Raw genomic sequence first — 23,148 nt, forward strand, 5'->3', positions numbered from 1 at the left:
CCCCTGGTGGTGGATTACGTTGAACGCGACGGAAGGCCGGCATTGCCGAACGCTGCACGGAACTACTTCGACGGCGAATCGACAAGTGAATCGATGCGTCGATCGACGCGCGGATCGACGTCCGAATCGGTGTGCCGGCGTGCCCGCGATTGCGCCGTCGGGCCATCGTCCAGCCGCGCCACGGCGGCACGCGGCCGGCTGCCCATCGCACTGTCCGAGACCGTCCTGCCCGGCGCTCGCGACACCGTATGGGCGGCGCCCCGTTCCGCCTGTCCAACTTCCGCGCGAGGTTGCGCAATTGCGCCGGAGATGGCGCCGGGGTCAGCACCGGGAGGAACCGGTTCACCGGCAATGGCGGGCGGCTGCTCCGCAGCGTCCGGGACAGCGGGACGAGGACGCAGGTCCGCGGCATGGCGCATCTCCCCGCGGTGCCAGCGGTCGAATTCGCCAAGCGTAGACCGGCCTACCACCATCAGGTCCGTCCGCGCACGCAGTTCCCTTTCCCGTTCGTCGACCAGCGTGTCCATGCGCAGCGCCATGTCGCTGGCGCGCTGTGCGGCTTCGCGCATCGCGTCCAGCCGTCGGTCCAGTTCGCCGGGGGGAAGGGAAACATGTTGGGTCGGGCGAACGAGATCGGCCCGTTGACCCTGATCCAACGCTGCCATCACATAGTCGGCCTCGTTTCGGCTCATCCCTGCGTCCATGCACAGATTCAGAATGACGTCGCGCATCGCCATCATGTTGGCGCGGCATTGGATCTGACGATGGTTCGCTCTGGCTTCGCCGACATGGGCGGCCTCGAATGCCTTGGCGCGGCCGCTGTCGGCATGCAGGCCGCCACTGTCGGCCAGATACCGCCATGCTTCCAGATGGCGCCTGGCCTCTTGCGCCTGGACGTGGGCAGCAGCCCAATCGTGCCTCGCATGCATGAACGCCACCAGGGCCTCCGCCAGCCTGAGCGCGGACGCGGGCTTGCCGACGACGTCCGCGCATGGCAGATGCAACCGCCCTGCCTCGGCGAACGAAGGCGGAAGCAAGCCGGCCTCGAATGCGTCATGCAGCGCGAACGTCATGCTCTGCCGCCATCCCGCATCGGCCTGTGCGCCCGGCCCTTGCCGCACCGAGGCGCCATCGCGCCTGCCGGCTTCATGGGCGAGCCGGGCCTGGACACCGATCGCCAGATCCTCTCTGTCAGCCGCCTGGCCTTGCAGGCCCCTATCGTAGGAGCGCAAAAGGCGTTCCCGCTGCTCGGCATCGATGCTGCCGCCTGCCTGCTTCAGACACGCCCGTCCCTGCTCGAACGCGGTGCGTCGCAACGCAAGCTCCGCCTGCGGCAAGCCGTTCGGCAGGCCGCGGAGAAACTCGTCGGCATGGGCCTCGGCAACCAGTCCGCTGCGCAGGTTCGCGCGCATGTCGGCACGCATCCGTTGTACTTGCCCATCGATCTTTTCTCTGACCTCCGCCGCGATCCGATGCATGCGGTCGTCATGGACCGTCTGGTACAGATCGTCGGCGAGCTGGTCGAGGCTTCGGTAATGCAACCTCGTCAGAAGCCCCGGCATATCGGCGGTGGCCGACGCGAGGTCAAAGCGCAGACAGGCGGGAAACTTGTTGATGCAAAGCCTGTACAGCATGCGCGGCACATTGCCTTCCCGGGCCGCCGCGACGCCGATGGACGACACCGGCATCCGGTCGCTGCGTACGCTGCTTGCGTCGAACGTGAGCAGGCGCAGGGCGACTTCCGACGGCGACAGTTTTCGGTTGAAGAGGACAATCTGCGTGCCGGGGGGCGCACCATCGTTCGGCTTCGTGCTCGCATGGCGATCGCCGAGATTTTCCTCTCGCCATCCTTTGCTGTTGCCCAATTCGGCGGCATGCGTCTCCAGCAGTTCGATGTCCTTGATCGAGGCACCGATGTCCAGCTTGAATCTGTCGCGGAACGCGCTCGCGCGGTGATCGCGCAGCAACGCGGAGATGGCGCGCTCGGCGACGGCGAAGGTTTCTGCCGTGTGATATTCGAGCAGGTCGCGCGATGCGATGTCATGCGAGCTTTGCGCTGCCGGTTGTGTGAACCTCAGGGCGACATCCCGCGCTTGCGTGAGGATCGTGCCGGAGCACAGCAACAGGGCCAGGTCGATGGTCCTCGCCGTATCGCTGGCAAGGGCTGCGGATTCGGTCGCGACGGACAGATAGAACGCCTTGGCCGGCAGATTTCCTTCAGGCCCGGCGACGGGGTGACCGCCCGCGATGTCGTGCGGCTGCGGCACCAGCGCATGCGCTCGCTTCTGGAGCTCCAGCCTGGTTTCCTCGATCACGGTAACGGTCTTGAAGATCGCCATCATCTCTCTGGCCGAACGGTAGTTGCCGAACCGTTCCGCGTATTGACCGCGAATCACCCGCTCCATCCGGTAGAGATCGCGCGATGCGCGTTCGCCCTGTTCACGTGTCTCCGCGCGGGCGGTGCGAAATTCGACGCGCTGCGTATGCTTGCCCAGCGCAAACGTGACGGTCAGCGTCCGCTCGCCCTGCCGACCGTCGTGCCGATCGATCGCCGCGACGCATTGCTGTTGGAACATGCCGCTGCGCCGCGGACTGCAGAGCCATGCGTCCACCTGATGGCTGTCGAAGCGGTCGTTCTCCGCCTGAAGTTGAAGCGACAGCTCCTGGTTCCACAGGCCGTCGACGATGGCCGGAACGTGGGCCTCGAGTTGGCGTGCAAGGGCCTGGCTCTTGTGGGCGACGTCCTCAATCTTGCGTCGGATCTTGCCTATCTCCCCCAGGTTGTCCAGGACAGCGTGAAAGACACGGTCCAGCCGGCTCGCCGATTCGGGCAGCTGACGCGTCATGACGAGCCGGCTAGCCCCTTTCGCGTTCACATAGGCGATTCGGAAGGTACTGCCGTCGGCCAGCCGCACCTCGCCGCGGGGGCGCGCAAGGATGGCACGAATCTCGGCGTCGAAGTTGGTATCGAGCGCGCGCTGGAACGCCTTCTTGTTGACGTGATTGTTGTAATCGAGGGTGGCAATGCCGATGGCGGTATGGGGAGCGGGCAGAACGGAGGGCTTCGGCATGGGAAGGCATAGGACGTGGACGATGGGGGAAATCTATCGACGCACATGCCCCGCCGCTTCAGGAATGGGGTAGCCAACTAAAGCAATAGGAACTATCGGAAAATGGGCGGCCGCGATTTGTGCAGTGCGCGATCAAGGTCGCGAGGCCGCATTCGCCGCTTGTCGCGGGCAGGACGCCTATAAGCAGCCGTGCAAAGCACTTTTCTTCCGAACCAAGCCCGCACGCGACGGTCTGACAGCGGTTGACAGCCATTCAAGGAGAGCAGCCATGCACTGTCCCGTTTGCCCCGAAACCACACTGGTGATGGCCGAACGCCAGGGCGTCGAGATCGACTACTGCCCGAAATGCCGCGGCGTGTGGCTCGATCGCGGCGAGCTCGACAAGATCCTGGAGCGCGCCTCGGCCGAGCAGGCCCCGGTTGCCCAGGCGCCCCAGGCGGCCGCGCCCCAGCGGCCGGTCGATCCGCGCGGCTATGATCGCGGCCATGACCGCGGCTACCGCGACGACGACCGCTACCGCGAGCAGAAGCACTATCGCAAGAAGAGCATCTGGCACGAGATCTTCGACTGACGCGCTTTGATCGGCCGGCTTCGACCGACGATCGGCGATGCGGAGGTTAACCGGCACGGCGCCCCTCGGGGCGCCGTCTTCGTGAAAGCTCCAGCCTCAGAACGCCAGCGTGCGCGCCGCCACGTTGGCGGCGAGATCGGGGTCGTGCGTGACCAGCATCAGCGCGCAATCCGATTCTTCCGCCGCCTCGACGATCAGGTCGATGGTATTGCGCTGCGTGACCGGATCGAGCCGCGAGGTCGGCTCGTCGGCGAACAGGAAGGCGGGCCGCAGCAGCAGCGCGCGCAACAATGCGAAGCGCTGCAGTTCGCCACCCGATACCGCGCTCGGCAGGCGCTCCAGCAGCTCGGCGGATAGCCCGAGCCGTTCCATCCACGGCCCCAGCGGCGCGCGTTCGATCCGGTGCAGCGCGATCAGGTCGTGCAGCGCGCGGCCCAGCGAAACATGCGGCGCGAAGGCGCCGGCCGGATCCTGATAGAGCTTCTGGTAGCGAACCCGCGCGATGCCGGCGGCGCGGCGCACGCTGCCGCGATCGGCGCGGGCCAGGCCGAGCAGGACGTTGCCCAGCGTCGATTTGCCGCTGCCGCTGGGACCGGTGACGGTCACGCGTTCGCCGGCGTGCAGCGTCAGGTCGAGCCCGTCGAACAACACGCGATCGCCGAAACGCTTGCTCAGGCCGCTGGCGCGCAGCACCTCCCCGCCGGTGCCCGGCATCGCCCGACGCGGCCATGCCGCCGGCTCGGCGGCGATCAGCGCGCGCGTGTAGTCGTGCGACGGGTCGCCCAGCACCGCGTGGGTCTGGCCCCGCTCGACGACGCGGCCATCGAGCATCACCATGGTGTCGCCGCCCAGCGCCCGCGCCACGCCGATGTCGTGCGTGATGGTCAGCACCGCGCAACCCTGCTCGAGCGCCGCGCGCAGCCGCGCCACCAGATCGTCGCGCCACACCCGGTCCAGGCCCTTGGTCGGTTCGTCGACGATCAGGATCGGCGCATCGCCGGCGCGCGTGATGGTGAACGCCGCGCGCTGCGCCATGCCGCCGGACAAGGTGCTCGGCCATGCGCGCGCGGCATGCCCCAGTCCCACCGCGCGCAGTGCCTGCGCGGCGTGGTGCGCGGCGCGCTGGCGCGATTCGCCGGCGACATGGCGATAGGTCTCGGCCAGCTGCGCATCGACGCGCATCAGCGGGTCCAGCGCGAACCAGGGTTCCTGCGGCAGCAGCGCCAGCTCTCGTCCCCACAGCGGCCGCCGGGCCCGCAGGTCGCCGGCATCGCAGTGCCAGCCATGGCCCGCGAGACGGCCGCTGGCGCGCAGTCCCGCGGGCAGCGAACCCATCACGGCATGGGCGAGCAGGCTCTTGCCGGAACCGGTCTCGCCCAGCAGCGTCAGCGCGCGGCCGGCCTGCAGTTCGAACGACACCGGCTGCAGCAGCACGCCGTCGGCGCTGGCGACCGACAGGTCGCTGACACCAAGCAGGCGGCCGCTGCGGTCGCCGTGCAGGCGGCCGTGCCGGTCGTTGTGCAGGTCGTCGTGCAGGTCGCCGATTACGAGGTCATTCCGCGCGTTCATGGCGACACCTCGGCACGCGTACGAGCGTTGAGCAACGCCAACGCGAGGATCGCCAGCGCCAGCACGGCAATCGGACTGGCAATGGCCCACGGCGCCTCGGCCGCATACGGCAGCAGTTCGGTCATCATCAGGCCGAGCTCGGCCATCGGGGGCTGCACGCCCATGCCGACGAAGCCCATCGCGGCGAGCGCCAGCACCGCTGCGCCGAGGCCGAAGCTGCTCAGCGTGCCGAGCACCGGCGCAAGCTCCGGCAGCAGATGCCGGCGCACGATATAGGCCGGACCGAAGCCGAGCAGACGTGCGGCCTCGACATGGTGGCTCTGCAGCACGATCTGCGCGCTGGCGCGCGCGACGCGGAAGTATTCGACCCACAGCACCAGCGACAGCCCGAGATACAGCGGCCACATCGCGCCCGGCGCCAGCGCCGACAGCAGCAGCACCAGCAGCAGCCCGGGCAGCGCGAGCACCGCGTCGGCCAGCGCGCCGGCGATGCGATCCGCCCAGCCGCCGCGCCATGCGGCAAACAGGCCCAGCAGCGTGCCCGGCAGCGCGGCCGACAGCACGCACAACAACGCAAGGCCAAGCGACAGCCGCGTGGCATGCGCGGTGCGGGCCAGCACGCTGCGGCCCAGATGGTCTGTCCCTAGCGGCTCGGCCATCGTCGGCGCTCGCAGCACGGCGTACAGATCCTGCTGGAACGGCTCGCGCGGCGCGGCCCACGGGCCGACGATGGCGAACAGGGCCAGCAGCACGATCAGCAGCAGCGCGACAAGACGGCGCGGTGTGCCCCTCGCCAAACCGCGCTTGCCGGTCAGGGTCGCCGTTCCGTTCATCGCGCCACCTTCGCCCGCAGCCGCGGATCGATCGCCATGCAGGCCAGGTCGACCGCGGCGTTCAACGCCACGAACAGCAGGCCCATCGTCAGCGCGGTGCCCTGGATCATCGGCACATCGCGGCCGAAGATAGCGTGCACCAGCGCATGGCCGATGCCGGGCCAGGCGAACAGCGTCTCGACGACCACCACCCCCTCCAGCAGATAGACCAGCTGCACGCCGAGATAGGCGACCACCGGCACCGCGGCGTTGCGCACGCCGTGCCGTGCCATCGCGACCCGGTCCGACAAACCCTTGGTGCGCGCAAACAGCCAGTACGGCGCGGCGACCACGCCGGCCATCGCATCGCGCGCCACCCGCATCGCGGTGGCGGCCAAGCCAAGCCCCAGTGTCAGCGCCGGCGCGATCCAGCTGCCGTGCTCGCCGTGGCCTCCCGCCGGCAGCCAGTCGAGCTCGACCGCGAAGGCGAGCACCAGCAGGATGCCCAGCACGAACGGCGGCAATGCCCGCAGCAGCACCGACAGCGCCAGCGTCGCACGATCGGTGTTGCCGCCGGCGTGCCGGCCGGCGGCAAAGCCCAGCGGCAGCGCGATCAGCGTCGACACCATCAGCGCGGCCAGCGCCAGCCACAACGTATGGCCCAGCTGATGCGCGATCTCGGCGGCGACCGGCGCGCCGGTCACCGTCGAGGTGCCGAGGTCCAGATGCAGCAGCCGCGACCACCAGGCCAGCAGGCCGTCCAGCCATGGACCATCGAGCGCCAGTTCGGCGCGCACCGCGTCGGCGGCCTGCGCGGTCACCATGTCGTAGCCATAGCGTCCGGCGGCGATGCGGAATGCCATATCGCCCGGCAGCAGGCGCATCATCAGAAAGCTGAGGCTGCCGACCAGCGCGGCAACGACCCCGGCCTGCACGCCGCGTTGGAGCAGCACGCGGGCGATCAGCCCGGCGGCAGCGTGAGCGTTCCGCTGGCGCAAGGCATCGGGCGTGGCATCGGGCGATGCCGATACGGCGTCGCCGAAGCTGGCGGTGGCGACCTGCGTGGTCTGAGAGTTCGGTGGCGTCATCGGGTCCATTGCAATTCGGTGAGCCGGTAGCTGCGTTCGAAGGGGTCGATCGACACGCCGGCCAGCTGGGGGCTGGCCGCCAGCGTCTGCTGGTACCACAGCACCGGCACGAGCGGCAGGCCGTCGTGCAGCGCCGCGGCGATCTGCTCGCGCAGCGTCTGCGCACGCGCAGCATCGGCGGTCGACGACATCGCCGCCAGCGCGCGCGTCAGCGCCGGCGACGACCAGCCCATCGCGCCCCAATCACCGCCCTTGCCCTCGGGCGCGCCAAAGTCCTGCGCAACGGCGCCGAACGCATCCGGCACCGCGCCATAGTTGCGCGCGATCAGTGCCATCTGCAGCGTGCCATCGCGGTGGCCCAGCGGAATTTCGCTGGAGTTGCCCACCGCCACGCGAACCTGCACGCCGATCCGGCGCAGCTGCTCCTGGATCGCCGCGGCGATCACCGGCAGTTCGGGGCGATCGGGGAAGGTCTGCAGCGTCAGCGCGAAGCGCTTGCCGTCGCGCGCGAGCAAGCCGTCGGTGCCGGGCCGCCAGCCGAGTTCGGCCAGCAAGGTGCGGGCCCGGACGGGGTCGTGGCCAAGCGCCGGCAGATCGGGGCGATGCCAGCCGGCCAACGCCGGCGGGAACAATTGGGTAGCGGCGAGCGACGGCTCGCGCAACACCGCCTGCGCAATGCCGCGCCGATCCAGCGCCAGCGACAGCGCCTGCCTGGCACGCGGATCGGCGAGCAGCGGGTGGCCCGCATTGAGCTTGAGCGCGGTGGTGCGCGGAATCGGCTGCTGGTGGACGCGCACCGCGTCGCCCCGCTGCAGCCGCACCACGCTGCCCGGGTCGAGACCATAGGCGAGTTCGGCCTGGCCGCCCTCGGCCATCAGCGCACGCATCTCCGCGCGGCCGACCGCCAGATAGCTGGCGCGGCGCACCGCGGGCACCGGTCCTTGCCAGCCGTCGAAGGCCACGACCGAGAAGCGCTGCGGCGGCTCCAGCGTGACGATGCGGTACGGACCCGAGCCGACGATCGCGCGCACCGCGCCATCGGCGCCGAAGGAGGCGGGTGCGAGGATCTGCGTGCTGCTGTGCGACAGCAGCGCCGGCAGCGCGGGAAACGGTTGGTGCAAGCGAATCCGGACGATCGCGTCCGACTCGGCATCGATCGCGGCGATCGGCGCCTGGCCCAGCACGCCGGCCGGATGCAAGGCACGCCGCAGTGCCTGCACGACAACCCCGGCGCGCACCGGCGAGCCGTCATGAAAGCGCGCGCCCTCGCGCAACACGAAGCGCCATGCGAGCCCGTCGTTCGATACCTGCCAGCGCGACGCGAGCCCTGCGACCGGCCGCGCCTGCGCGTCATAGTCGACCAGCGTCTCGGCGACCTGCATGCGCGCGAACAGATAACCGCCGCGCAACGGGTCCAGGCTCGACAGCTCCCATGGGCCGATCACGCGGACGATCCGATCGGCCGCGGCCCCGGCTCGGCTGGCCCGTGCCAACACGGGCGACAGCACTGCCGCTGCGCCGGCACCCAGCAGCAGCCGTCGGCGGCTTGTCGAACGCAGCGGCATCGATTCGATCGCGGGCATCGCAGCAGTGCTTTGCATCGCTTCAATAGCTCAGCCGCAGCCCGAGCCGGATCGTGCGCCCTGCCCCGGGCGCGATCCACAGTGGGCTGTAGGAGCTGGCGTAGTAGTCGCGGTCGAACAGGTTATGGACGTTCAGCGTCAGCCTGGCCTGCTTGCTCAGTTGCCAGTAGGCGAGCAGATCGACCAACGTGTACGACGGCAGCGTGAAGCTGTCGGCGGTATCGCCCGAGCGTTTGCCGATGTAGCGCACGCCGGCGCCGACGCCGTAGCGTTGGCCCCACGGCGCCGCGTCCTCGTAGACCGCGAGCGCGCTGGCGCTGGTGCGCGGGATATTGCGCAGCGGCGTGCCGGCCGGCAGCCGGGTATCGGCGGTGATCTCGGCATCGGTCAGCGCGACGCTGCCCGACACGCGCCAGTGCTGGCCGACGCGGCCGGCCACATCGAGCTCCAGGCCGCGGCTGCGCGCCTGGCCGGCGGTGGTCGAGAACGACGGATCGGCCGGATCGGCGGTCAGCACATTGCGCTTGTGGATCGTGAAGGCGCTCAGCGTCGCGCCGAGGCGGCGATCGTCGGTTTCGAACTTGACGCCCGCTTCGACCGCGCGGCCGCGCTCCGGCGTAAACGGTTCGCCGGCGGCATTGCTGCCGGGATTGGGGCGGAACGAGCGGCTGGCATTGGCGAACAGCGTCACGTTGTTGCTGGCCAGATAGGCGATGCCAAGCCGCGGCGACACCGCGGTCTGGTCCTGCTCGACGCGCGTGCCGCGCAGGCGGTTGTCCAGCGTCTGCCGATACGAGTCGACCCGCAGGCCGCCCAACACGCGCCAGCGTTCGCCGAAGGCAATCTGGTCCTGCGCGTACAGGCCGACATTGGTCTGCCGCTCGTGCGTATCGGTGTTCGGCAACAGCGGCGGCGGCGTCGATCCGTAGACGGGCTCGTAGATGTCGATCGGATACGGCGTCGCGGCGGTGGGGTTGCCACGCAGCTGCACCTGGCTGCTGCTGAAACGATAGGCGTCGAGGCCGACCAGCAGCGTATGGGACAGCGGCCCGGTATCGAAGCGGCCGGTCAGGTCCGCCTGCAGCGCGGTGTCGTCCGACTGATAGTCGCGATATCGGCGCTGGCGCCGCAGCGTGCGGTCATCTGCCGCCAGCACGGAAGGCTCGGTCGAATACCCTTCCAGCGAACCGCCGCGATAGGCCAGCGACAGCCGGCCCTTCCAGCCAGGCGAGAACTGATGCTCGACGCCGAGCTGATGCGACTGGCTGTCGAGACGGATGTCGCCATCGGACGGTTCGCCCAGGAAGGTCTTGCGGCCGACCGCATCGAGACGACCGTCGACCGCGACGATGCCGCGGTCCAGCGGCGTCGAGAAGCGCTGCCATTCGCCCGCGTACTGGATCACGGTATCCGCACCGAGCGTCCATGTCAGCGACGGCGCCAGCAGATAGCGCTGGCTGTCGACGAAGGCGCGCTGGCTGCCCTGATGGTCGCCCACCGCAATCAGGCGGCCGGCGACGTTCTCGCCCAGCGGACCGGTGACATCGGCAGCGACACGATAGCGGTCGCGATTGCCCACTTCCAGCTCGTACGTCTGCGCCGGCTTGAATTGCGGCTGCCTGGTGACGAGGTTCAGCGTGCCGCCCGGCTCGCCGCTGCCATACAGCGACGAGGTCGGGCCCTTCAGCACCTCGACCCGCTCGATGGTGGCGACGTCGCGCGGCGCCGTGAAGCCGCGATTGGCGACGAAGCCGTTGACCAGATAGCCGGTGCCAGTGTTCTCGTTGCCGGCGAAGCCGCGCACCGCGAAGTTGTCCCACAGTCCGCCGAAGCTGTCCTGGCGCGCGATGCCGCTGACATAGTCGAAGGTCTGCTCGAGCCGGGTCGCGCCGATATCGTCGATCATCGCGCGCGGCACCACGCGCACCGCCTGCGGGACCTCGCGCAGCGGCGTGTCGGTGCGCGTCGCGCCGCTGGCCTCGTCGGCGTTGTACGATGCGGCGCCGGAGGTGACCACCGCCACCTCGGGCAGCACCGCTTCCTCGCGCTCCGCGGCCTCGGCGGGTTCGGCGAACGCGGCAACAGCCAACATGGCGGCGGCAAGAGGCGACAGCGGATGAACCGCGCGCAGTGGCCGCGCGGGCGAAGAAATCGGCGTGGACATGGTCGATGAAGGGTGAACGAAGGCGGGCGACCACCGCGACCGCCATGCTGCCCGCGCGAGCGGAGCAGCAACGGACGCCGCAAGCAAGACAATAAGCGGCGACAATACGGTCTGCGGCGACGCTGCCGAGCGACGGCGCGCCTTATTGAGAACGGTTTTTCATTATCATTCTAGCTATGGAACGCATGACCCGTCAACGCGAGGCCGTGCTGGGCGCGCTGCGCGAGGCCGCCCGGCCGCTGAGCCCAGCCGAGATTCTGGCCGCCGCGCAACGCACGGTGCCGACGCTCGGACTCGCGACGGTCTACCGCAATATCCGCGCCATGCTGCAGGAAGGAGGACTGGTGGCGGTGCCGCTGCCAGGGCAGGCCGACCGCTACGAAGTCGCGGCGCCGCCCGACGCGGTCGTGCACAAGCACTACTTCCAGTGCCTGACGTGCGACCGTGTCTTTCCGCTGGAAGGATGCCCCGGGCATCTGGAGGAAATCACGCCGCCCGGCTTCCTGGTCGAGCAGCATGAACTGACGCTGCGCGGCCGCTGCCGCGAATGCGCGACCAAAAAGGTCGGCAAGCGGCGCGCGGGCTGAGCCCGATCAAGAAAGGAAGAAAGAAAGCCGACTCAAGGCTGCGAGATCGCGAACTCGTGCGCGGTGGTGTCGAGCCGCGAGACGCGGCGCTCGACGCGCCGTTCGTGATAGGACGAGGCGATCCGCGTGATCTGCAGCAGCGGGCCGCCCACCGGCACCTCCAGCAGCCGATGGTCGTCCTCGTCGGCCAGCACCGCGCGCAGCCGCTCTTCGGTGCGGATCACGTTGATGCCGAAGGCGTCCTGATAGAAGTTGTAGAGCGTGTTGGGCCGCTCGCGCAGCAGGGTCTCGGTCAGCCCGTCGAACAGGGCCTCGGGCACCGTGATCGCGTCGGTCATCACCGGCCTGCCGTCGAGCGACAGCACGTTGACGAAATGGAAGACGCGATCGCCGGGCGCAATGCCGAGCGCCAGCGCCTCTTCCTTGCTGGCCTTGCCGCGCCGGAACCTGGCCAGCCGCACGCTCGGAAAGGCGCGATGGCCGTCCTCGTGCACGACGCGGAAGAAGCGGAAGAAATGATCCTCCTGCCGATGGGTCGCGACGAAGGTGCCGCGCCCCTGATGGCGGATCATGATGTTCTCCGCCACCAGTTCGTCGATCGCCTTGCGCAGCGTGCCGATCGACACGCCGAAGCGCTCCACCAGCTTGCGTTCGGCCGGAATCGCCTCGCCCGGCTTCCACTCGCCGGCGGCCAGCGCGGCCAGGATGGCCCGCTTGACGTCCTTGTACAGCACGCCGCCGATTGCCGCGCCTGCTTCGAATTCTGCGCCCACCTTCAACGATCTCCCTGGACGGATGGATTGGCACGATGCCGGTGCCGACGCCGCTGCTGTCCAGCGGCGCCGCACGACCCGTCTATATAACATGGATGACTGCCGTCACCGGCTCCGCCCCGCCCTGCCGTGAAGATCGCCTTGTTCCTTCGGTTCGATGCTTTCGCTCGACTTACTCGGCGCGGATGCCCTTCTGGTCGATCAGCCTGGCCCAGCGCGCGACCTCGCCCTGGAAGTAGTCGGCAAACGGCGCGCTGGCCTGCGGGGCGGGCGAGAAGCCCGCGGCCACGATGCGGTCGCGCACCGATTTGACCTCGACCATCTTCGCCACCGCCGCGCCGACCTTGTCGACGATCGGCTTGGGCGTGCCCGCCGGCATCATCAAACCCGTCCAGTTTTCGACCAGCAGATCGGGAAAGCCTACTTCGCCGACCGTCGGTACATCGGGCAGCAGCGGATGGCGCTCGCGCGTGGTCACGGCCAGCGCGCGCAGCTTGCCGCCCTTGACGTAGGCCAGCGACTCGGGGAAGTTGGAGAACACCACGTCGATCTGCCCGCCGATCAGGTCCGTCATCGACGGTGCACCACCCTTGTAGGGCACGTGCGTCAATTTGGTGCCGGTCAGGCTCTCGAACAGTGCAAGCGTCAGATGCGGCGGCGTGCCGTTGCCGCTCGAGCCCGCATTGAGCTTGCCCTTGCGTGCCGCCTCGACCAGGTCCTTCATCGACTGGATCGGCGAATTGGCCGGCACCACCACGGTCATCGGCGACGAGGCGATGCGCGCGACCGGCACCAGGTCCTTCTGCATGTTGAACGGCAGCTTCGGAAACAGCGTGACGTTGGACGCGTGCGTCAGCGTGACGGCCAGCCACGTGTAGCCGTCCGCCGGGGCCTTGGCGACCTGGTCGGCGCCGATATTGGCGTTGCCGCCCGGCTTGTTGTCGATGACGATCGGCTTGCCCCACTCCTCGGACAGCTGATGGCCGACCATGCGCGCCATGATGTCGGTCAGCCCCCCGGGCGCGAACGGCACCACATAGCGGATCGGCTTGCCCGGATAGTCGGCGGGACCCTGGGCCGCCGCGGGCGCGGCCGCGGTGACGGCGGTGATGGCGGACAAGGCAACGGACAACGCGGCCACATGCCGCAGCATGGAGCGAATCAACAGGCGATGCATGGTTTGTCTCCTTTGTTTGCCGCCATCCGTACTTTGCGGACCTCGGCGTATGTGGGGCCAGCCAATGGGTCGGCCCGGAGGCCGGCGTGAGCTGACGCTTGCTATGCCGGACTACCCTCCCCGGCCAGCGCCTCCAGTTCGGCCAGCAACGCGGCGGGCACGGCGATGCCCTCGCGGCTGGCGCGTCGTTGCGATGCCTCGCGGCGCGCGCCCGGCAGGCGCGTGCCCGGGTCGGCCAACATCGCCGCCAGCAGCGCCTCGACGCGATCGTGATAGACCTGCGCGCCGCTGAACGCGCCGGGGTCCAGCACCAGGAAGACCTGCCCGATGCGCGGACGGCCGCCGGCGTCCTCGAAGAAGGAATCGGCCTCGGCACCGAATTGCGCGCCGGCCAGCGACACCACCAGCAGCTCGACCAGCAGCGCCAGCATCGCGCCCTTGACGCCGCCGGCGGGCAGCATCGAGCCGCGCAGCGCGGCCGCCGCGTCGGTGGTCGGCTCGCCCGCTTCGTCGAGCGCCCAGCCCAGCGGGATCGGTTGCCCGGCCTTGGCGGCGACCATGATCTTGCCGCGCGCGACCTCGGACAGCGACAGGTCGATCACCACCGGCGCCGCGCCGCGGCGCGGAAACACCGCGGCGATCGGATTGGTGCCGAACAGCGGCTTGCGCCCGCCCCAGGCCGGCATCGCCGCCGGCGAGTTGCCCAGCGCGATGCCGATCATGCCGGCCTCGGCCACCGGCTCCAGATGCGAAGCGGCCGCGCCGAAGTGGTGGCTGTTGGTGACCGCGGCCACGCTGACGCCAAGCTCGCGCGCGCGGACGATGGCCTGCTCGATCGCCATCGCACAGGCCGGGAAGGCGAAGCCGGATTGCGCGTCGACCAGCAGCGCGGCGCGTTGCTGCGGGCCCGGTTCGTTCGGTCCGTTGGCCGTGCGCAGCACCGGCACCGCCGCGCCGTCGACGCGGTCGCGCCGCAGATGCGCGACATACATCGGCACGCGCGACACGCCGTGCGAGGCCAGGCCGGCCGCATCGGCGCGCACCAGCGCCGCGGCGGTGGCTTGCGCCTGCAGCGCGCTGGCGCCGGCGCGGCGCAGCGCAGCCTCGGCCAATTGCGTCAGGCGGCCGGCATCGACCGCGATCGTGCTGGCGGCGCTCATGTCGATGCCTCCTGCAGGGCCTGGCGCACCTGCTGCGCGATCAGCATCGACACGCGCGCATTGGCTTCGCGCGTGACCCCGCCGATATGCGGCGTCAGCACCAGATTGGGCACGCCCTCCAGCGGCGAGCCGGCGGGCAGCGGCTCGCGCTCGAACACGTCGAGCGCGGCGCCGGCCAGATGGCCCTCGCGCAACGCGGAGGCCAGCGCGGCCTCGTCGACCACGCCGCCACGCGCCGTGTTGACCAGCACCGCGCCCGGCCGCATCTGAGCCAGCCGACGCGCATCGAGCAGATGCCGGGTCGCCGGCACCAGCGGCACGTGCAGGCTGACCGCATCGGCTTCCGCCAGCAAGGCGTCGAGGCCGCGCGGTGCGACCTCGCTGCGTTGCCAGACCGGATCGTCGTCGCGCAGCATCGGATCATGGGCGACCACGCGCATGCCGAAGGCCTGCGCCAAGGCCGCGGTCTGCCGGCCGATGTCGCCGAAGCCGATCAGGCCCAGCGTCTTGCCCAGCGCCTCGCGGCCCTCGGAAAGACGCGCGCGCGGCCACTTGCCCTGCATCACCTCGCCGCTGCCTTGATAGGCGCCGCGCAGCAGCATCGCCACCGTGGTGACGACGTACTCGGCGACCGAGCGCGCATTCGCGCCGGTGGCCGGGATCACGCGGATGCCGCGGGCCTTGCACGATTCGACATCGATGTTGTCCAGGCCGACGCCGAGCCGCCCGACCACCCGCAGCCGCGGCGCGCTGTCGAGCAGCGCGGCATCGACCTGCGTGCGGTTGCGCACGATCAGCGCGTCGGCGGAAGGCAGCGCCGCCAGCAGCTCGGCGCGCCGGTCGACCCAGTCAGGCTCGTAGCGCAGTTCGAACCCGGGCGCCAGCGCGGCCACCGCGTCCGGGTCCATGAACTCGCTGATGCAGATCCGCTTCATCAGGCCGACTCGTGGATGCGGGTCAGCACGAACTCGCGGTGGCCCAGCGCCTCGGCCGCGGTCCAGCGGCCGTTGGCGGTGGCCAGCATGCATTCGAGCAGCTTGTCGCCGGTCTGGTCCAGATTCAGCTCGCGCTGCAGCAGGCCGGAGCAATCGACGTCCATGTGCTCGCTCATCAGGCGCACGGTACGCGGATTCGCGCACAGCTTGATCACCGGCACGATCGGGTTGCCGATCACGTTGCCCTGGCCGGTCGGGAAGAAATGCACGACGAAGCCGGCGGCCGCGCACAGCGTCACCATCTCGGCCGCGGCCGACGACGAATCCATGAACCACAGGCCCGGATGGGTCGGCTCCTCGGCCTTGTCCAGCACGCCGTCGACGGTGCATGTCTTGCCGATCTTCTGGATGTTGCCCAGCGCCTTCTCTTCGATCGTGGTCAGGCCGCCCGCGATATTGCCCTTGGTCGGCTGCGACTCCGACAGATCGGTGGTCTTCCAGCGGTCGATCATGCCCTGGTAGCGCTCGAACATCGCCATGAACTGGTGGCGCACCTCGTCGTTGGCGCAGCGCGCCGCGACGATATGCTCGCCGCCGGTCAGCTCGGAGGTCTCGCCGAACACCAGCGTGGTGCCGAGCGGATGCAGCTTGTCGAAGGCATTGCCGACGGTCGGGTTCGCGCCGCAGCCGGAGGTGGTATCCGACTCGCCGCACTTGGTCGACACCCACAGATCGGCGATCGGGCATTCGACGCGATGCAGCGCGGTGGCGTACTGCACGAACTCCTTGGCGGCCTTCGACGCGCGCTTGATGGTCTCGTGATCGCCGTGGCCCTCGATGCCGAAGCCGACCACCGGCTTGCCGGTCCTGGCGATACCGTCGACCACGCGCTTGGTCCAGCCGTCCTCGATGCCGATCACCACCACCGCGGCGACGTTGGGATTGCTGCCGGCGCCGATCAGCGTGCGGAAGTGCAGGTCCAGATCGGGTCCGAACTGCAGGCGGCCATAGGGATGGGGAATCGCCATCGTGCCCTTGATCGCATACGCGACCGCCTCGGCGGCGGCGTTGGACAAGTCGTCCAGCGGCAGGATGATGACGTGGTTGCGGACGCCGACCCGGCCGTTGTCGCGGCGGTAGCCCCAGAAGGTGGTGTTTTGATCGATGATGGACATGGCGTGGTATTCGGTTCTCGGATTGCTGAATTCGCCTGAGTGGCTGTGATCGCCTGAAAGGGCTGGAAGGGCTGGAAGGCTGCGATGGCGGGGCTCGAAGGACCTGCCCGCGCAGCGGGCGGCGCCGCTTACCAGCGCTTGGTCTTGATGTTGTGCACGTGAGCGTGCTCGCCGGCCTTGATCGGCGCGACCACCTTGCCGATGTCGACGCCGTACTTGTAGACCGTGTCGTTCGGCGCCATGTCGCGCAGCGCCACCTTGTGGCCGATCGGAATCGGCTGGCGCGCGGTCACCGTGATGGTGCGGTCCTCGTCCATGATCCAGGCGTTGAGCTCGGTGCCCGCCTCGATCCCTTCCACCACGGCCACGGCCACCGTGTCCTTGGCGTCGTGCAGTACGACGTGAATCATCGTTGTGTCTCCTCTGTGGGTTGGTGCGTGCATCGGATCATAGGCCGGTAACTCATAAAGGTCAACCAACTCATCTATATGAATTAGATGTATAGGCTTGTGCGTCGCACGGCGAGCGGACTGGCCCCGTCTCGGCCGGGCGGGCGCTGCCGCCAGAGAAAGTAACTTGCCGCGGTAATGAGAAGCGTTTGCTGTCGCACGGACGCGGGACTGTGGGGTGGCGGAAGATCGGTGTCGCGGAGCTTTCCCTGGCCGCGGCCGCCCGGAGCCAAAGGGAGATCGGCCGCCCAACCTCCGCTCATCGGGAGAATCGGTCATGCGTCCGATCAGACTGCTATTGGTGGCGTCGCTGTTGCTGAACCTGGCGTTCGTCAGCGCCACCGTGATGGCGATCCACCGCCTCGGCGGCATCAGCTATCTCGCCTTCAAGCTCAAGCATCGCGACGACGGCTCCGGCTACAGCGCCGGACGCCTGCAGCATCTGCGCTCGCTCGACGCCGCGCTGCCCGCCGGCAAGATCGTCTTCGTCGGCGATTCGATCACCGAAGCGGGGGAATGGGGCGAGTTTCTGGACCACGACGACGTGGTCAACCGCGGCATCGGCGGCGATTCGACGGCACGCATCCTGGACCGCATCGAATCGGTGGCGAAGACGCTGCCTTCGAAGCTGTTCCTGATGGCCGGCATCAACGACCTCGGCGCGTTCGACGAGCGCGATGTGTTCGATCGCTATCGGCAGATCATCGACACGGTCAAGCGCGTGTCTCCGGGCACGCGCATCTATGTGCAGAGCACCCTGCCGGTCAACCGCGAGATCCGCGACACCGGCCGCGACAATGGCCGCGTGGCTCAATTCAATGCGCTGCTGGCCGACCTGGCGGCCAAGGACGATCGGGTCGAGTGGATCGACGTCGGCCGGGCGCTGGCCGACCGGCATGGCAATCTGGACCGCTCGCTGACCTATGACGGGGTCCATCTGAATGCCGAGGGGTACGCGCGCTGGAAGGCCGTGATCCTGCCGTATCTGCACGGCACGAGCGTGGCCGCGCGATAGGCTCGCGCCCTGGCGCGCATCGATTCGCGCGGGCGTGAGGGGCGCCCCGGAACCGGCTTCTGGTATGTTCGGCGCGATGGACGGCGCGAGACATGCGTTCGTCGCATCCCCGCCGCCTCCCGGATGACCCTCATGTTTCAGGTGATCGCCCCTTGCCCCGCGTTGGCGCCCTACGTCAACGGCTACTGGTTCGTCCAGGATCTGGAGGGCGTGTATGAAGGACAGCCGATCGTGACCTGCCCTTACCCGGGCGCGGTCCTGTCGGTGAACTTCGGCCGCCCGAACGCGATGGAGGGCGGCCCCACGGTACCGAAGGTCTCGCTGCTGGGGTTCCAGTCCACCAGCCGCCGTTGGCGCTCGTGGTCGGACACGTATTTCGTCATGGCGATGCTGAGCGGCATGGGGCTGGCGCGGTTGTTTCCCGGCGTGGGGCCGGACTGCAGGGACCGCCTGATGGATCTTGCGGCGTATCTGGGGGATGGGGCAACCTGCGCGCTCGAGGCCGACCTGAGCGCCGCCTGGTCGCCGCGCCGGATCGCCGGCCAGCTGGACGCCTGGCTGCTGCGGCGCCTCGACGCCACTCGAGCGCCGATCGAGTTGCCGACGCTGGCGGCGGCACACGCGCTGTTGCGCGAAGGTCGGCAGGTGCAGGACATCGCCCGGCTGACCGCCGTCAATCGGCGCCAACTGCACCGATGGTTCGAGCGGCACCTTGGCCTCGGCCCCAAGCAACTGATGGATCTGGAACGGCTGCAGTCGAGCATCCAGGCCGTGCAACGCGGCGACGGGGACGCGCTGTCCGGCTATAGCGACCAGGCGCACCAGATCCGCAACTGGCGGCGGCGCCTTGCCCAGACGCCGGGCGGCTACGCCCACGGCGGGCCCTCGCCACTGGCCGAATACTTCGGCCGGCAGCCGGGCGACGGCCCGGCCTTCTATCTCTGACGGAGCTCACCGAACGTCCCAAACGTTCAATACGACGCGTCGGCGCTGCGGCATCCTCTGCACTCGACAGGAGGTGCGTATGGACGCTGAACACATTGCGCTGGAACGAACGCTCGTCGACTACACCGACGGCACTACCACTTTCGAGGGTTACGTGGCCCGGCCTGCCGGCCTGGGGCCGTCCGCGCCGTGCGTGCTGCTGGCCCACGAGTGGAGCGGTCTGAGCGAGCCCATCAAGCGCAGCGCCGACCGGCTGGCGGCATTGGGCTACGTCTGCTTCGCGGCCGACGTCTACGGCAAGGGCGTGCGCGGCGACCCGATGGGCGACAACTCGCATCTGATGGAGCCGATGCTGGCCGACCGAGCCCTGCTGCGGCGACGGCTGTTGGCAGGACTCGACGCCGCCGCGGCGGTCCCTGGCGTCGAGCCAAGCCGCATCGCCGCGGTCGGCTACTGCTTCGGCGGCCTGTGCGCGCTCGACCTGGCCCGCGCCGCCCCGCCCAACCTCGTCGCCGCCGTCAGTATTCACGGGGTACTACAGCCACCGCAGGTCACCGAGCAGGGTCAGATCAACGCGAGTGTGCTGCTGTTGCACGGCTGGGAAGACCCGGTCGCGCCCCCCGCCGATGTGCTCGCCATCGCCCAGGAATTGACCGACGCGGGGGCCGACTGGCAGTTGCACGCCTATGGCCACGCACGCCATGCGTTCACGTTCGCGGGCGCGAATTTCCCGGAGCGGGGCATCATTTATGACGCGCGGGCCGACAGGCGATCGTGGGCGGCGATGAAGGGGTTTCTGGCCGAGGCATTGGGGGTAAAAGCCTAGCGGCGGGGCCACAGATCGCCGAGACGACTTTCAAATAGAGGCGCCGCTGAGCGAGAAAAAAGCGCTATCCAGTCGCCGTTACCAATCTTCCCAGCGCGCCCGGCCAGACTTGCCTTTGGTCGATATCTACACGGCAGCGCGGGAGCTACCGATGGAACAGCGGAAAGTACTGGACGAGCGGGCCATGCAGCTCGCTGAAGCGCTAATACCCGAGTTGGCCGAATATGCATTAAGACGAGCCTACGTTCGCGCGTTGGCTCTTGGCGGCGCGGTCCTGGAAGCGATCGATGGCAAGCTGATAGAGACAAGCGTCGACGGGAGTCACCGCTTTATCTCCGATTTACCGCTGCCTACGCCCACGAGGCCGGGGACGAAGCGCTTTCGGTCCCCCGGCGGATGATCTGACATCGATCGCGGAGGCGGTTCTTCGGGCTTTTCCTGGACACAGAAAACAAGCGGCAGACGCATCCCGGCATCTGCCGCTACATCTGCGCATCGCGCCGCTTACTTCTGTTGCTGCTGCTTGCGCTCGCGCTGTTGGCCGCCTTGCTGCTGCTGGCCGCCCTTGCTCTGCTGCTGTTGTTGCTGCTGCTTGCTGCCGCTCTTTTGGCCTTGGCCTTGCTGTGGCTGAGTCATGATGGTCTCCGGATGTGCGGACATGACGTCCGGACCTGAATGGATGCATCGAGCGTGCCAGCGCGGAGATCGGGTGTGATGCCGGCGTGGGGAGACGTAAAGTGCGCGCAGTAGGCTCCGTCGGCCGGCTTAAGCCAGTCGATGTCGCAGAATCTGCACGAAGTATTGTCAATGCTGCAAACGGGACCTCGCCCGCGCCAGCGAACAGGCTCACAGCGGCTCCGGCGACAGCGTGCCGAGCCATGCGACCAGCGCCAGAATGGCGGCGGCGCAGCCGGTTTCCAGCCACAGGCTGCGCCGCAGCGCGCTCGCGGCCGGTTCGGAATCGCCCGACGTCAGGCGTGCGGCAAGGCGGGGGCTGAACCGGTAGCGGTTCAGTGCCGCGAGGCCCAGCATCGCGCCGAACAGACCCAGTTTCGCCAGCAGCAGCACGCCGTAGGCCGTCGAGACGATGCCGGCCAGTGAAGGGCCGACGATCAGCCAGTAGTTGAGGGCGCCGGTCAGCACCAGCGTGGCGACGACCAGCGTGCCGGCGAAGGCGAAACCGCTGGCGGTGCGGCTCAGCATGGCAAGGTTTTCCGGCGCGGCCCGGCGTGCACGAACAGCGATCCAGAGGAAGGCGAGCAGCGCGCCGACCCAGGTACCGGCGGCAATCAGGTGAGCGATGTCGGCGCCGAGATGGAGGTAGCGTCGGGCGCCCTCGTCCATCGCGCCGTGGCCGGCCCACGCCAGCGTGGATAGCGCCACGGCGGCCGCGACGGTGACGATGCCAAGGCAAGCCGTGCGCCGCCTGCCACAGAGCGGGACGGCCAGCAGCACCGCCAGCAGGGCCACCATCCGCGCGGACCAGGCGAGGCCGAAATCGGTTGCGGTTACCACCATGCCGAGGGTCTCCGCATCGAGGTCCGCGTATTGCGCGACACCGGACAACGCCTTGGCCATCATCGCCAGACTGCAAAGAGACAGGAGCAGGCCGATCAACGCGCCGCCGGCTGCCGCGTGCAGCATCGACGTAGCGAAGCTTGAATGGCGCTCGTCGCGCCGCAACGCATGCAGCGCAAAGAATGGCACGCCAAAGACCAGCATCAGGTCCAGGTACAGCGCGAACCGCACCAGAACGGTCGGCCAGTCCGGCGGCATCGGGTCACTTCACCTGGAACGAGATCTTGCCGCTGACCGGATGTGTGTCCGACGCGACCGCACGCCATTCCAGACGGTAGCTGCCGGGCACCAGCGGCTTGGCCGGCGTGACGACCATCGTCTTCCCGTCTTCGCCCGGCGACACGGCGGCCGCAATCTTCATCGGCCCATGATTGGCCATGCCGGGCATGCCGGTCATCAGCAGATTGGCGCCGGAGAACTGCTTCACCAGGCTTTCCGAGAAGCGCAGCTCGATCCGCTCCGGTGCGGACACCTGGGCGTTGTCCGCCGGCGTCGACGACAGCAGTTTGGGATGCGCGAAGGCGCTCTGGCCGCTCAGCAGGGCGGCGCCCAGCAACAAGGTATGGATGGTCGTGCGGATCGCGCGCATGGGACGCTCCCGGAGAAGTCAGCGATAAAGACGATACGGCTCAGAACCAGACGCGCACGCCGGCAACGAAGCGGGTCTCGCCGCTGCGGCCGCCGGATGCGCGCACCATGTCGGCCGTGTTGCCGAAGGTCTGGTAGCGCTCGACACCGATGTACGGCGCGAACTGCCGGTTGAACTCGTAGCGTAGCCGCACCCCGACCGCGCCGTTGGACAGGCCGCTGCCGACGCCGACCTCGCGGTCGTTCTTGCCATAGAAGTTCGCCTCGATGCGAGGCTGCAGGATCAGCCGCTGCGTGATCAGCAGTTCGTACTCGGCGGATAGCCGCAGCGCCGTGCGCCCTTCGGTGCCGAGGTAGCCGGTGGCGTCGACTTCGAACCAGTAGGGCGCCAGACCCTGCACGCCGAACGCCAGCCAGTTGCGCGCGGGACGGCCGTGGCCGGCGTCGTTGCGGATACCGAGCTGGGTGTCCCAGTAGCTGGCGATGGCATGGCCCCACAGCAGCTCGGTGCGGGCCTCGTGCACCTTGCCGCGTTCGACTTCGCCCTCGGCCTTGATCACCAGCCGGTTGTAGGTGCTGCCAAACCAGGCTTGCGCCTCGTAGGCGGCGGCGTTGGTTTCGCTGCCGCGCGCCCACTCGAGGCGGTCCACCAGCACCGAGCCGAACAGATGCTCGTCGGCCATATGCAGCTGGCGATGTGGGCCGAGCGCGTACTGCCCGACGCCAAGGCGATGGCCGCCGGAGTAGGCGTGCGGGTCGCGCGCGTCGGGCGGCGCGCTGCCGCCCTGCATCTTCATGTCGCCGTGGTCCATCACGGGTGGCGGCGCGCCGCCGTGGGACGGGGCCGGCCTGGTGCCGTGGTCCATCGGCTGGTGCTGGTGCTGGTGCTCGTGATGCTGCCCGTGCTGCTGGTGCTGCTGGTGCTGCTGGCGCTGCTGGCGCTGCTCGTGCTGCTCGTGCTGCTGGTGGTCAGCATGATCGTGCTGGTGCGCTTGCTGCCCCCACGCGGCATGGATGCCGGCGGACGCCAGCAGGATGGCAAGGAGTGTTTTCGTCGGCATGGCTCGGGCCCGGTGCGTCTT

The 23,148-nt window shown here is 68.8% G+C and carries 21 protein-coding genes; 5 read left to right on the forward strand and 16 right to left on the reverse strand.

Annotated elements, in window-relative coordinates; genetic code table 11:
* Positions 1-62: 62 nt before the first annotated feature.
* The gene (locus J5T34_RS00755; protein WP_208577521.1) at positions 63-3,071 is read right to left on the reverse strand and encodes a hypothetical protein; all 3,009 of its coding nucleotides are present in this window, start codon (positions 3,069-3,071) and stop codon (positions 63-65) included.
* Between the two features lie 268 nt (positions 3,072-3,339).
* Between J5T34_RS00755 and J5T34_RS00760 the strand changes: the two genes are divergently transcribed.
* Positions 3,340-3,642 (forward strand): zf-TFIIB domain-containing protein, encoded by a 303-nt coding sequence (locus tag J5T34_RS00760; protein WP_208577523.1) that lies wholly within the window; start codon positions 3,340-3,342, stop codon positions 3,640-3,642.
* 96 nt (positions 3,643-3,738) lie between these two features.
* Here the strand turns inward: J5T34_RS00760 and J5T34_RS00765 are convergent, their stop codons facing one another.
* From J5T34_RS00765 to J5T34_RS00785, 5 genes are all read right to left on the reverse strand, one after another.
* Positions 3,739-5,211 carry an ABC transporter ATP-binding protein gene (locus tag J5T34_RS00765; RefSeq protein ID WP_208577525.1) on the reverse strand — a complete coding sequence of 491 codons (1,473 nt, stop codon included), beginning with the start codon at positions 5,209-5,211 and terminating at the stop codon, positions 3,739-3,741.
* Positions 5,208-6,044 (reverse strand): ABC transporter permease, encoded by an 837-nt coding sequence (locus J5T34_RS00770; protein ID WP_208577527.1) that lies wholly within the window; start codon positions 6,042-6,044, stop codon positions 5,208-5,210. Before J5T34_RS00770 ends, J5T34_RS00765 begins: the two co-directional genes overlap by 4 nt.
* Positions 6,041-6,910: an ABC transporter permease gene (locus J5T34_RS00775; RefSeq protein WP_432207617.1), complete on the reverse strand. Its 870-nt coding sequence runs from the start codon at positions 6,908-6,910 to the stop codon at positions 6,041-6,043. The genes J5T34_RS00770 and J5T34_RS00775 overlap by 4 nt, the downstream gene beginning before the upstream one ends.
* A 197-nt stretch (positions 6,911-7,107) precedes the next feature.
* Positions 7,108-8,694 carry an ABC transporter substrate-binding protein gene (locus tag J5T34_RS00780; protein ID WP_244258615.1) on the reverse strand — a complete coding sequence of 529 codons (1,587 nt, stop codon included), beginning with the start codon at positions 8,692-8,694 and terminating at the stop codon, positions 7,108-7,110.
* Between the two features lie 22 nt (positions 8,695-8,716).
* Positions 8,717-10,786, reverse strand: coding sequence for a TonB-dependent siderophore receptor (locus J5T34_RS00785; RefSeq protein WP_244258616.1), 2,070 nt, complete (start codon positions 10,784-10,786; stop codon positions 8,717-8,719).
* A 248-nt stretch (positions 10,787-11,034) separates the two neighbouring features.
* On the opposite strand from J5T34_RS00785, the gene J5T34_RS00790 reads away from it, so the two are divergent.
* Positions 11,035-11,445, forward strand: a complete 411-nt coding sequence (locus J5T34_RS00790; RefSeq protein WP_208577531.1) for a Fur family transcriptional regulator — start codon at positions 11,035-11,037, stop codon at positions 11,443-11,445.
* A gap of 32 nt (positions 11,446-11,477) precedes the next feature.
* Here the strand turns inward: J5T34_RS00790 and J5T34_RS00795 are convergent, their stop codons facing one another.
* The 6 genes from J5T34_RS00795 to J5T34_RS00820 form a co-directional block, all read right to left on the reverse strand.
* A complete protein-coding gene (locus tag J5T34_RS00795; protein ID WP_208577533.1) occupies positions 11,478-12,218 on the reverse strand; it encodes a GntR family transcriptional regulator in 741 nt (246 codons plus the stop codon).
* A gap of 172 nt (positions 12,219-12,390) precedes the next feature.
* A complete protein-coding gene (locus tag J5T34_RS00800; protein ID WP_174107697.1) occupies positions 12,391-13,395 on the reverse strand; it encodes a Bug family tripartite tricarboxylate transporter substrate binding protein in 1,005 nt (334 codons plus the stop codon).
* 101 nt (positions 13,396-13,496) lie between these two features.
* The gene (locus tag J5T34_RS00805) at positions 13,497-14,555 is read right to left on the reverse strand and encodes an Ldh family oxidoreductase (RefSeq protein ID WP_208577541.1); all 1,059 of its coding nucleotides are present in this window, start codon (positions 14,553-14,555) and stop codon (positions 13,497-13,499) included.
* Positions 14,552-15,490 (reverse strand): hydroxyacid dehydrogenase, encoded by a 939-nt coding sequence (locus tag J5T34_RS00810; protein ID WP_208577543.1) that lies wholly within the window; start codon positions 15,488-15,490, stop codon positions 14,552-14,554. Before J5T34_RS00810 ends, J5T34_RS00805 begins: the two co-directional genes overlap by 4 nt.
* The gene (locus tag J5T34_RS00815; protein WP_208577545.1) at positions 15,490-16,665 is read right to left on the reverse strand and encodes a UxaA family hydrolase; all 1,176 of its coding nucleotides are present in this window, start codon (positions 16,663-16,665) and stop codon (positions 15,490-15,492) included. Before J5T34_RS00815 ends, J5T34_RS00810 begins: the two co-directional genes overlap by 1 nt.
* Before the next feature lie 128 nt (positions 16,666-16,793).
* The gene (locus J5T34_RS00820; protein ID WP_006575911.1) at positions 16,794-17,075 is read right to left on the reverse strand and encodes a UxaA family hydrolase; all 282 of its coding nucleotides are present in this window, start codon (positions 17,073-17,075) and stop codon (positions 16,794-16,796) included.
* Positions 17,076-17,391: 316 nt separating this feature from the next.
* On the opposite strand from J5T34_RS00820, the gene J5T34_RS00825 reads away from it, so the two are divergent.
* The 3 genes from J5T34_RS00825 (at position 17,392) to J5T34_RS00835 (ending at position 19,900) form a co-directional block, all read left to right on the forward strand.
* On the forward strand, positions 17,392-18,129 hold the full coding sequence (locus J5T34_RS00825) for a GDSL-type esterase/lipase family protein (protein ID WP_208577547.1): 738 nt from the start codon (positions 17,392-17,394) through the stop codon (positions 18,127-18,129).
* A 132-nt stretch (positions 18,130-18,261) separates the two neighbouring features.
* Positions 18,262-19,074 carry a helix-turn-helix domain-containing protein gene (locus tag J5T34_RS00830; RefSeq protein ID WP_208577549.1) on the forward strand — a complete coding sequence of 271 codons (813 nt, stop codon included), beginning with the start codon at positions 18,262-18,264 and terminating at the stop codon, positions 19,072-19,074.
* A gap of 79 nt (positions 19,075-19,153) precedes the next feature.
* On the forward strand, positions 19,154-19,900 hold the full coding sequence (locus tag J5T34_RS00835; RefSeq protein ID WP_208577551.1) for a dienelactone hydrolase family protein: 747 nt from the start codon (positions 19,154-19,156) through the stop codon (positions 19,898-19,900).
* A 504-nt stretch (positions 19,901-20,404) separates the two neighbouring features.
* Here J5T34_RS00835 and J5T34_RS24030 read toward each other — a convergent pair.
* From J5T34_RS24030 to J5T34_RS00850, 4 genes are all read right to left on the reverse strand, one after another.
* Entirely contained in the window at positions 20,405-20,536 is a 132-nt protein-coding gene (locus tag J5T34_RS24030) for a hypothetical protein (RefSeq protein WP_279633720.1), read from the reverse strand.
* Between the two features lie 210 nt (positions 20,537-20,746).
* Positions 20,747-21,676 carry a copper homeostasis membrane protein CopD gene (gene copD / locus J5T34_RS00840; RefSeq protein WP_208577553.1) on the reverse strand — a complete coding sequence of 310 codons (930 nt, stop codon included), beginning with the start codon at positions 21,674-21,676 and terminating at the stop codon, positions 20,747-20,749.
* A gap of 4 nt (positions 21,677-21,680) precedes the next feature.
* Positions 21,681-22,067: a copper homeostasis periplasmic binding protein CopC gene (copC, locus tag J5T34_RS00845; RefSeq protein WP_208577561.1), complete on the reverse strand. Its 387-nt coding sequence runs from the start codon at positions 22,065-22,067 to the stop codon at positions 21,681-21,683.
* Positions 22,068-22,107: 40 nt separating this feature from the next.
* Positions 22,108-23,127, reverse strand: coding sequence for a copper resistance protein B (locus J5T34_RS00850; RefSeq protein WP_208577564.1), 1,020 nt, complete (start codon positions 23,125-23,127; stop codon positions 22,108-22,110).
* Positions 23,128-23,148: the final 21 nt, after the last annotated feature.

It is taken from the genome of Cupriavidus gilardii, from assembly GCF_017598945.1.
GTDB lineage: Bacteria > Pseudomonadota > Gammaproteobacteria > Burkholderiales > Burkholderiaceae > Cupriavidus > Cupriavidus gilardii_E.

Bases quoted from the DNA above. Each gene is read 5' to 3' on its own strand.
- J5T34_RS00760 (WP_208577523.1), top strand. From the start codon at position 3,340: ATGCACTGTCCCGTTTGCCCCGAAACCACACTGGTGATGGCCGAACGC.
- J5T34_RS00770 (WP_208577527.1), bottom strand. From the start codon at position 6,044: ATGAACGGAACGGCGACCCTGACCGGCAAGCGCGGTTTGGCGAGGGGC.
- J5T34_RS24030 (WP_279633720.1), bottom strand. From the start codon at position 20,536: ATGACTCAGCCACAGCAAGGCCAAGGCCAAAAGAGCGGCAGCAAGCAG.
- J5T34_RS00790 (WP_208577531.1), top strand. From the start codon at position 11,035: ATGGAACGCATGACCCGTCAACGCGAGGCCGTGCTGGGCGCGCTGCGC.
- J5T34_RS00755 (WP_208577521.1), bottom strand. From the start codon at position 3,071: ATGCCGAAGCCCTCCGTTCTGCCCGCTCCCCATACCGCCATCGGCATT.
- J5T34_RS00825 (WP_208577547.1), top strand. From the start codon at position 17,392: ATGCGTCCGATCAGACTGCTATTGGTGGCGTCGCTGTTGCTGAACCTG.
- J5T34_RS00830 (WP_208577549.1), top strand. From the start codon at position 18,262: ATGTTTCAGGTGATCGCCCCTTGCCCCGCGTTGGCGCCCTACGTCAAC.
- copD (WP_208577553.1), bottom strand. From the start codon at position 21,676: ATGCCGCCGGACTGGCCGACCGTTCTGGTGCGGTTCGCGCTGTACCTG.
- copC (WP_208577561.1), bottom strand. From the start codon at position 22,067: ATGCGCGCGATCCGCACGACCATCCATACCTTGTTGCTGGGCGCCGCC.
- J5T34_RS00820 (WP_006575911.1), bottom strand. From the start codon at position 17,075: ATGATTCACGTCGTACTGCACGACGCCAAGGACACGGTGGCCGTGGCC.
- J5T34_RS00805 (WP_208577541.1), bottom strand. From the start codon at position 14,555: ATGAGCGCCGCCAGCACGATCGCGGTCGATGCCGGCCGCCTGACGCAA.
- J5T34_RS00765 (WP_208577525.1), bottom strand. From the start codon at position 5,211: ATGAACGCGCGGAATGACCTCGTAATCGGCGACCTGCACGACGACCTG.
- J5T34_RS00780 (WP_244258615.1), bottom strand. From the start codon at position 8,694: ATGCCCGCGATCGAATCGATGCCGCTGCGTTCGACAAGCCGCCGACGG.
- J5T34_RS00810 (WP_208577543.1), bottom strand. From the start codon at position 15,490: ATGAAGCGGATCTGCATCAGCGAGTTCATGGACCCGGACGCGGTGGCC.
- J5T34_RS00835 (WP_208577551.1), top strand. From the start codon at position 19,154: ATGGACGCTGAACACATTGCGCTGGAACGAACGCTCGTCGACTACACC.
- J5T34_RS00850 (WP_208577564.1), bottom strand. From the start codon at position 23,127: ATGCCGACGAAAACACTCCTTGCCATCCTGCTGGCGTCCGCCGGCATC.
- J5T34_RS00775 (WP_432207617.1), bottom strand. From the start codon at position 6,910: ATGATGCGCCTGCTGCCGGGCGATATGGCATTCCGCATCGCCGCCGGA.
- J5T34_RS00800 (WP_174107697.1), bottom strand. From the start codon at position 13,395: ATGCATCGCCTGTTGATTCGCTCCATGCTGCGGCATGTGGCCGCGTTG.
- J5T34_RS00785 (WP_244258616.1), bottom strand. From the start codon at position 10,786: ATGTTGGCTGTTGCCGCGTTCGCCGAACCCGCCGAGGCCGCGGAGCGC.
- J5T34_RS00815 (WP_208577545.1), bottom strand. From the start codon at position 16,665: ATGTCCATCATCGATCAAAACACCACCTTCTGGGGCTACCGCCGCGAC.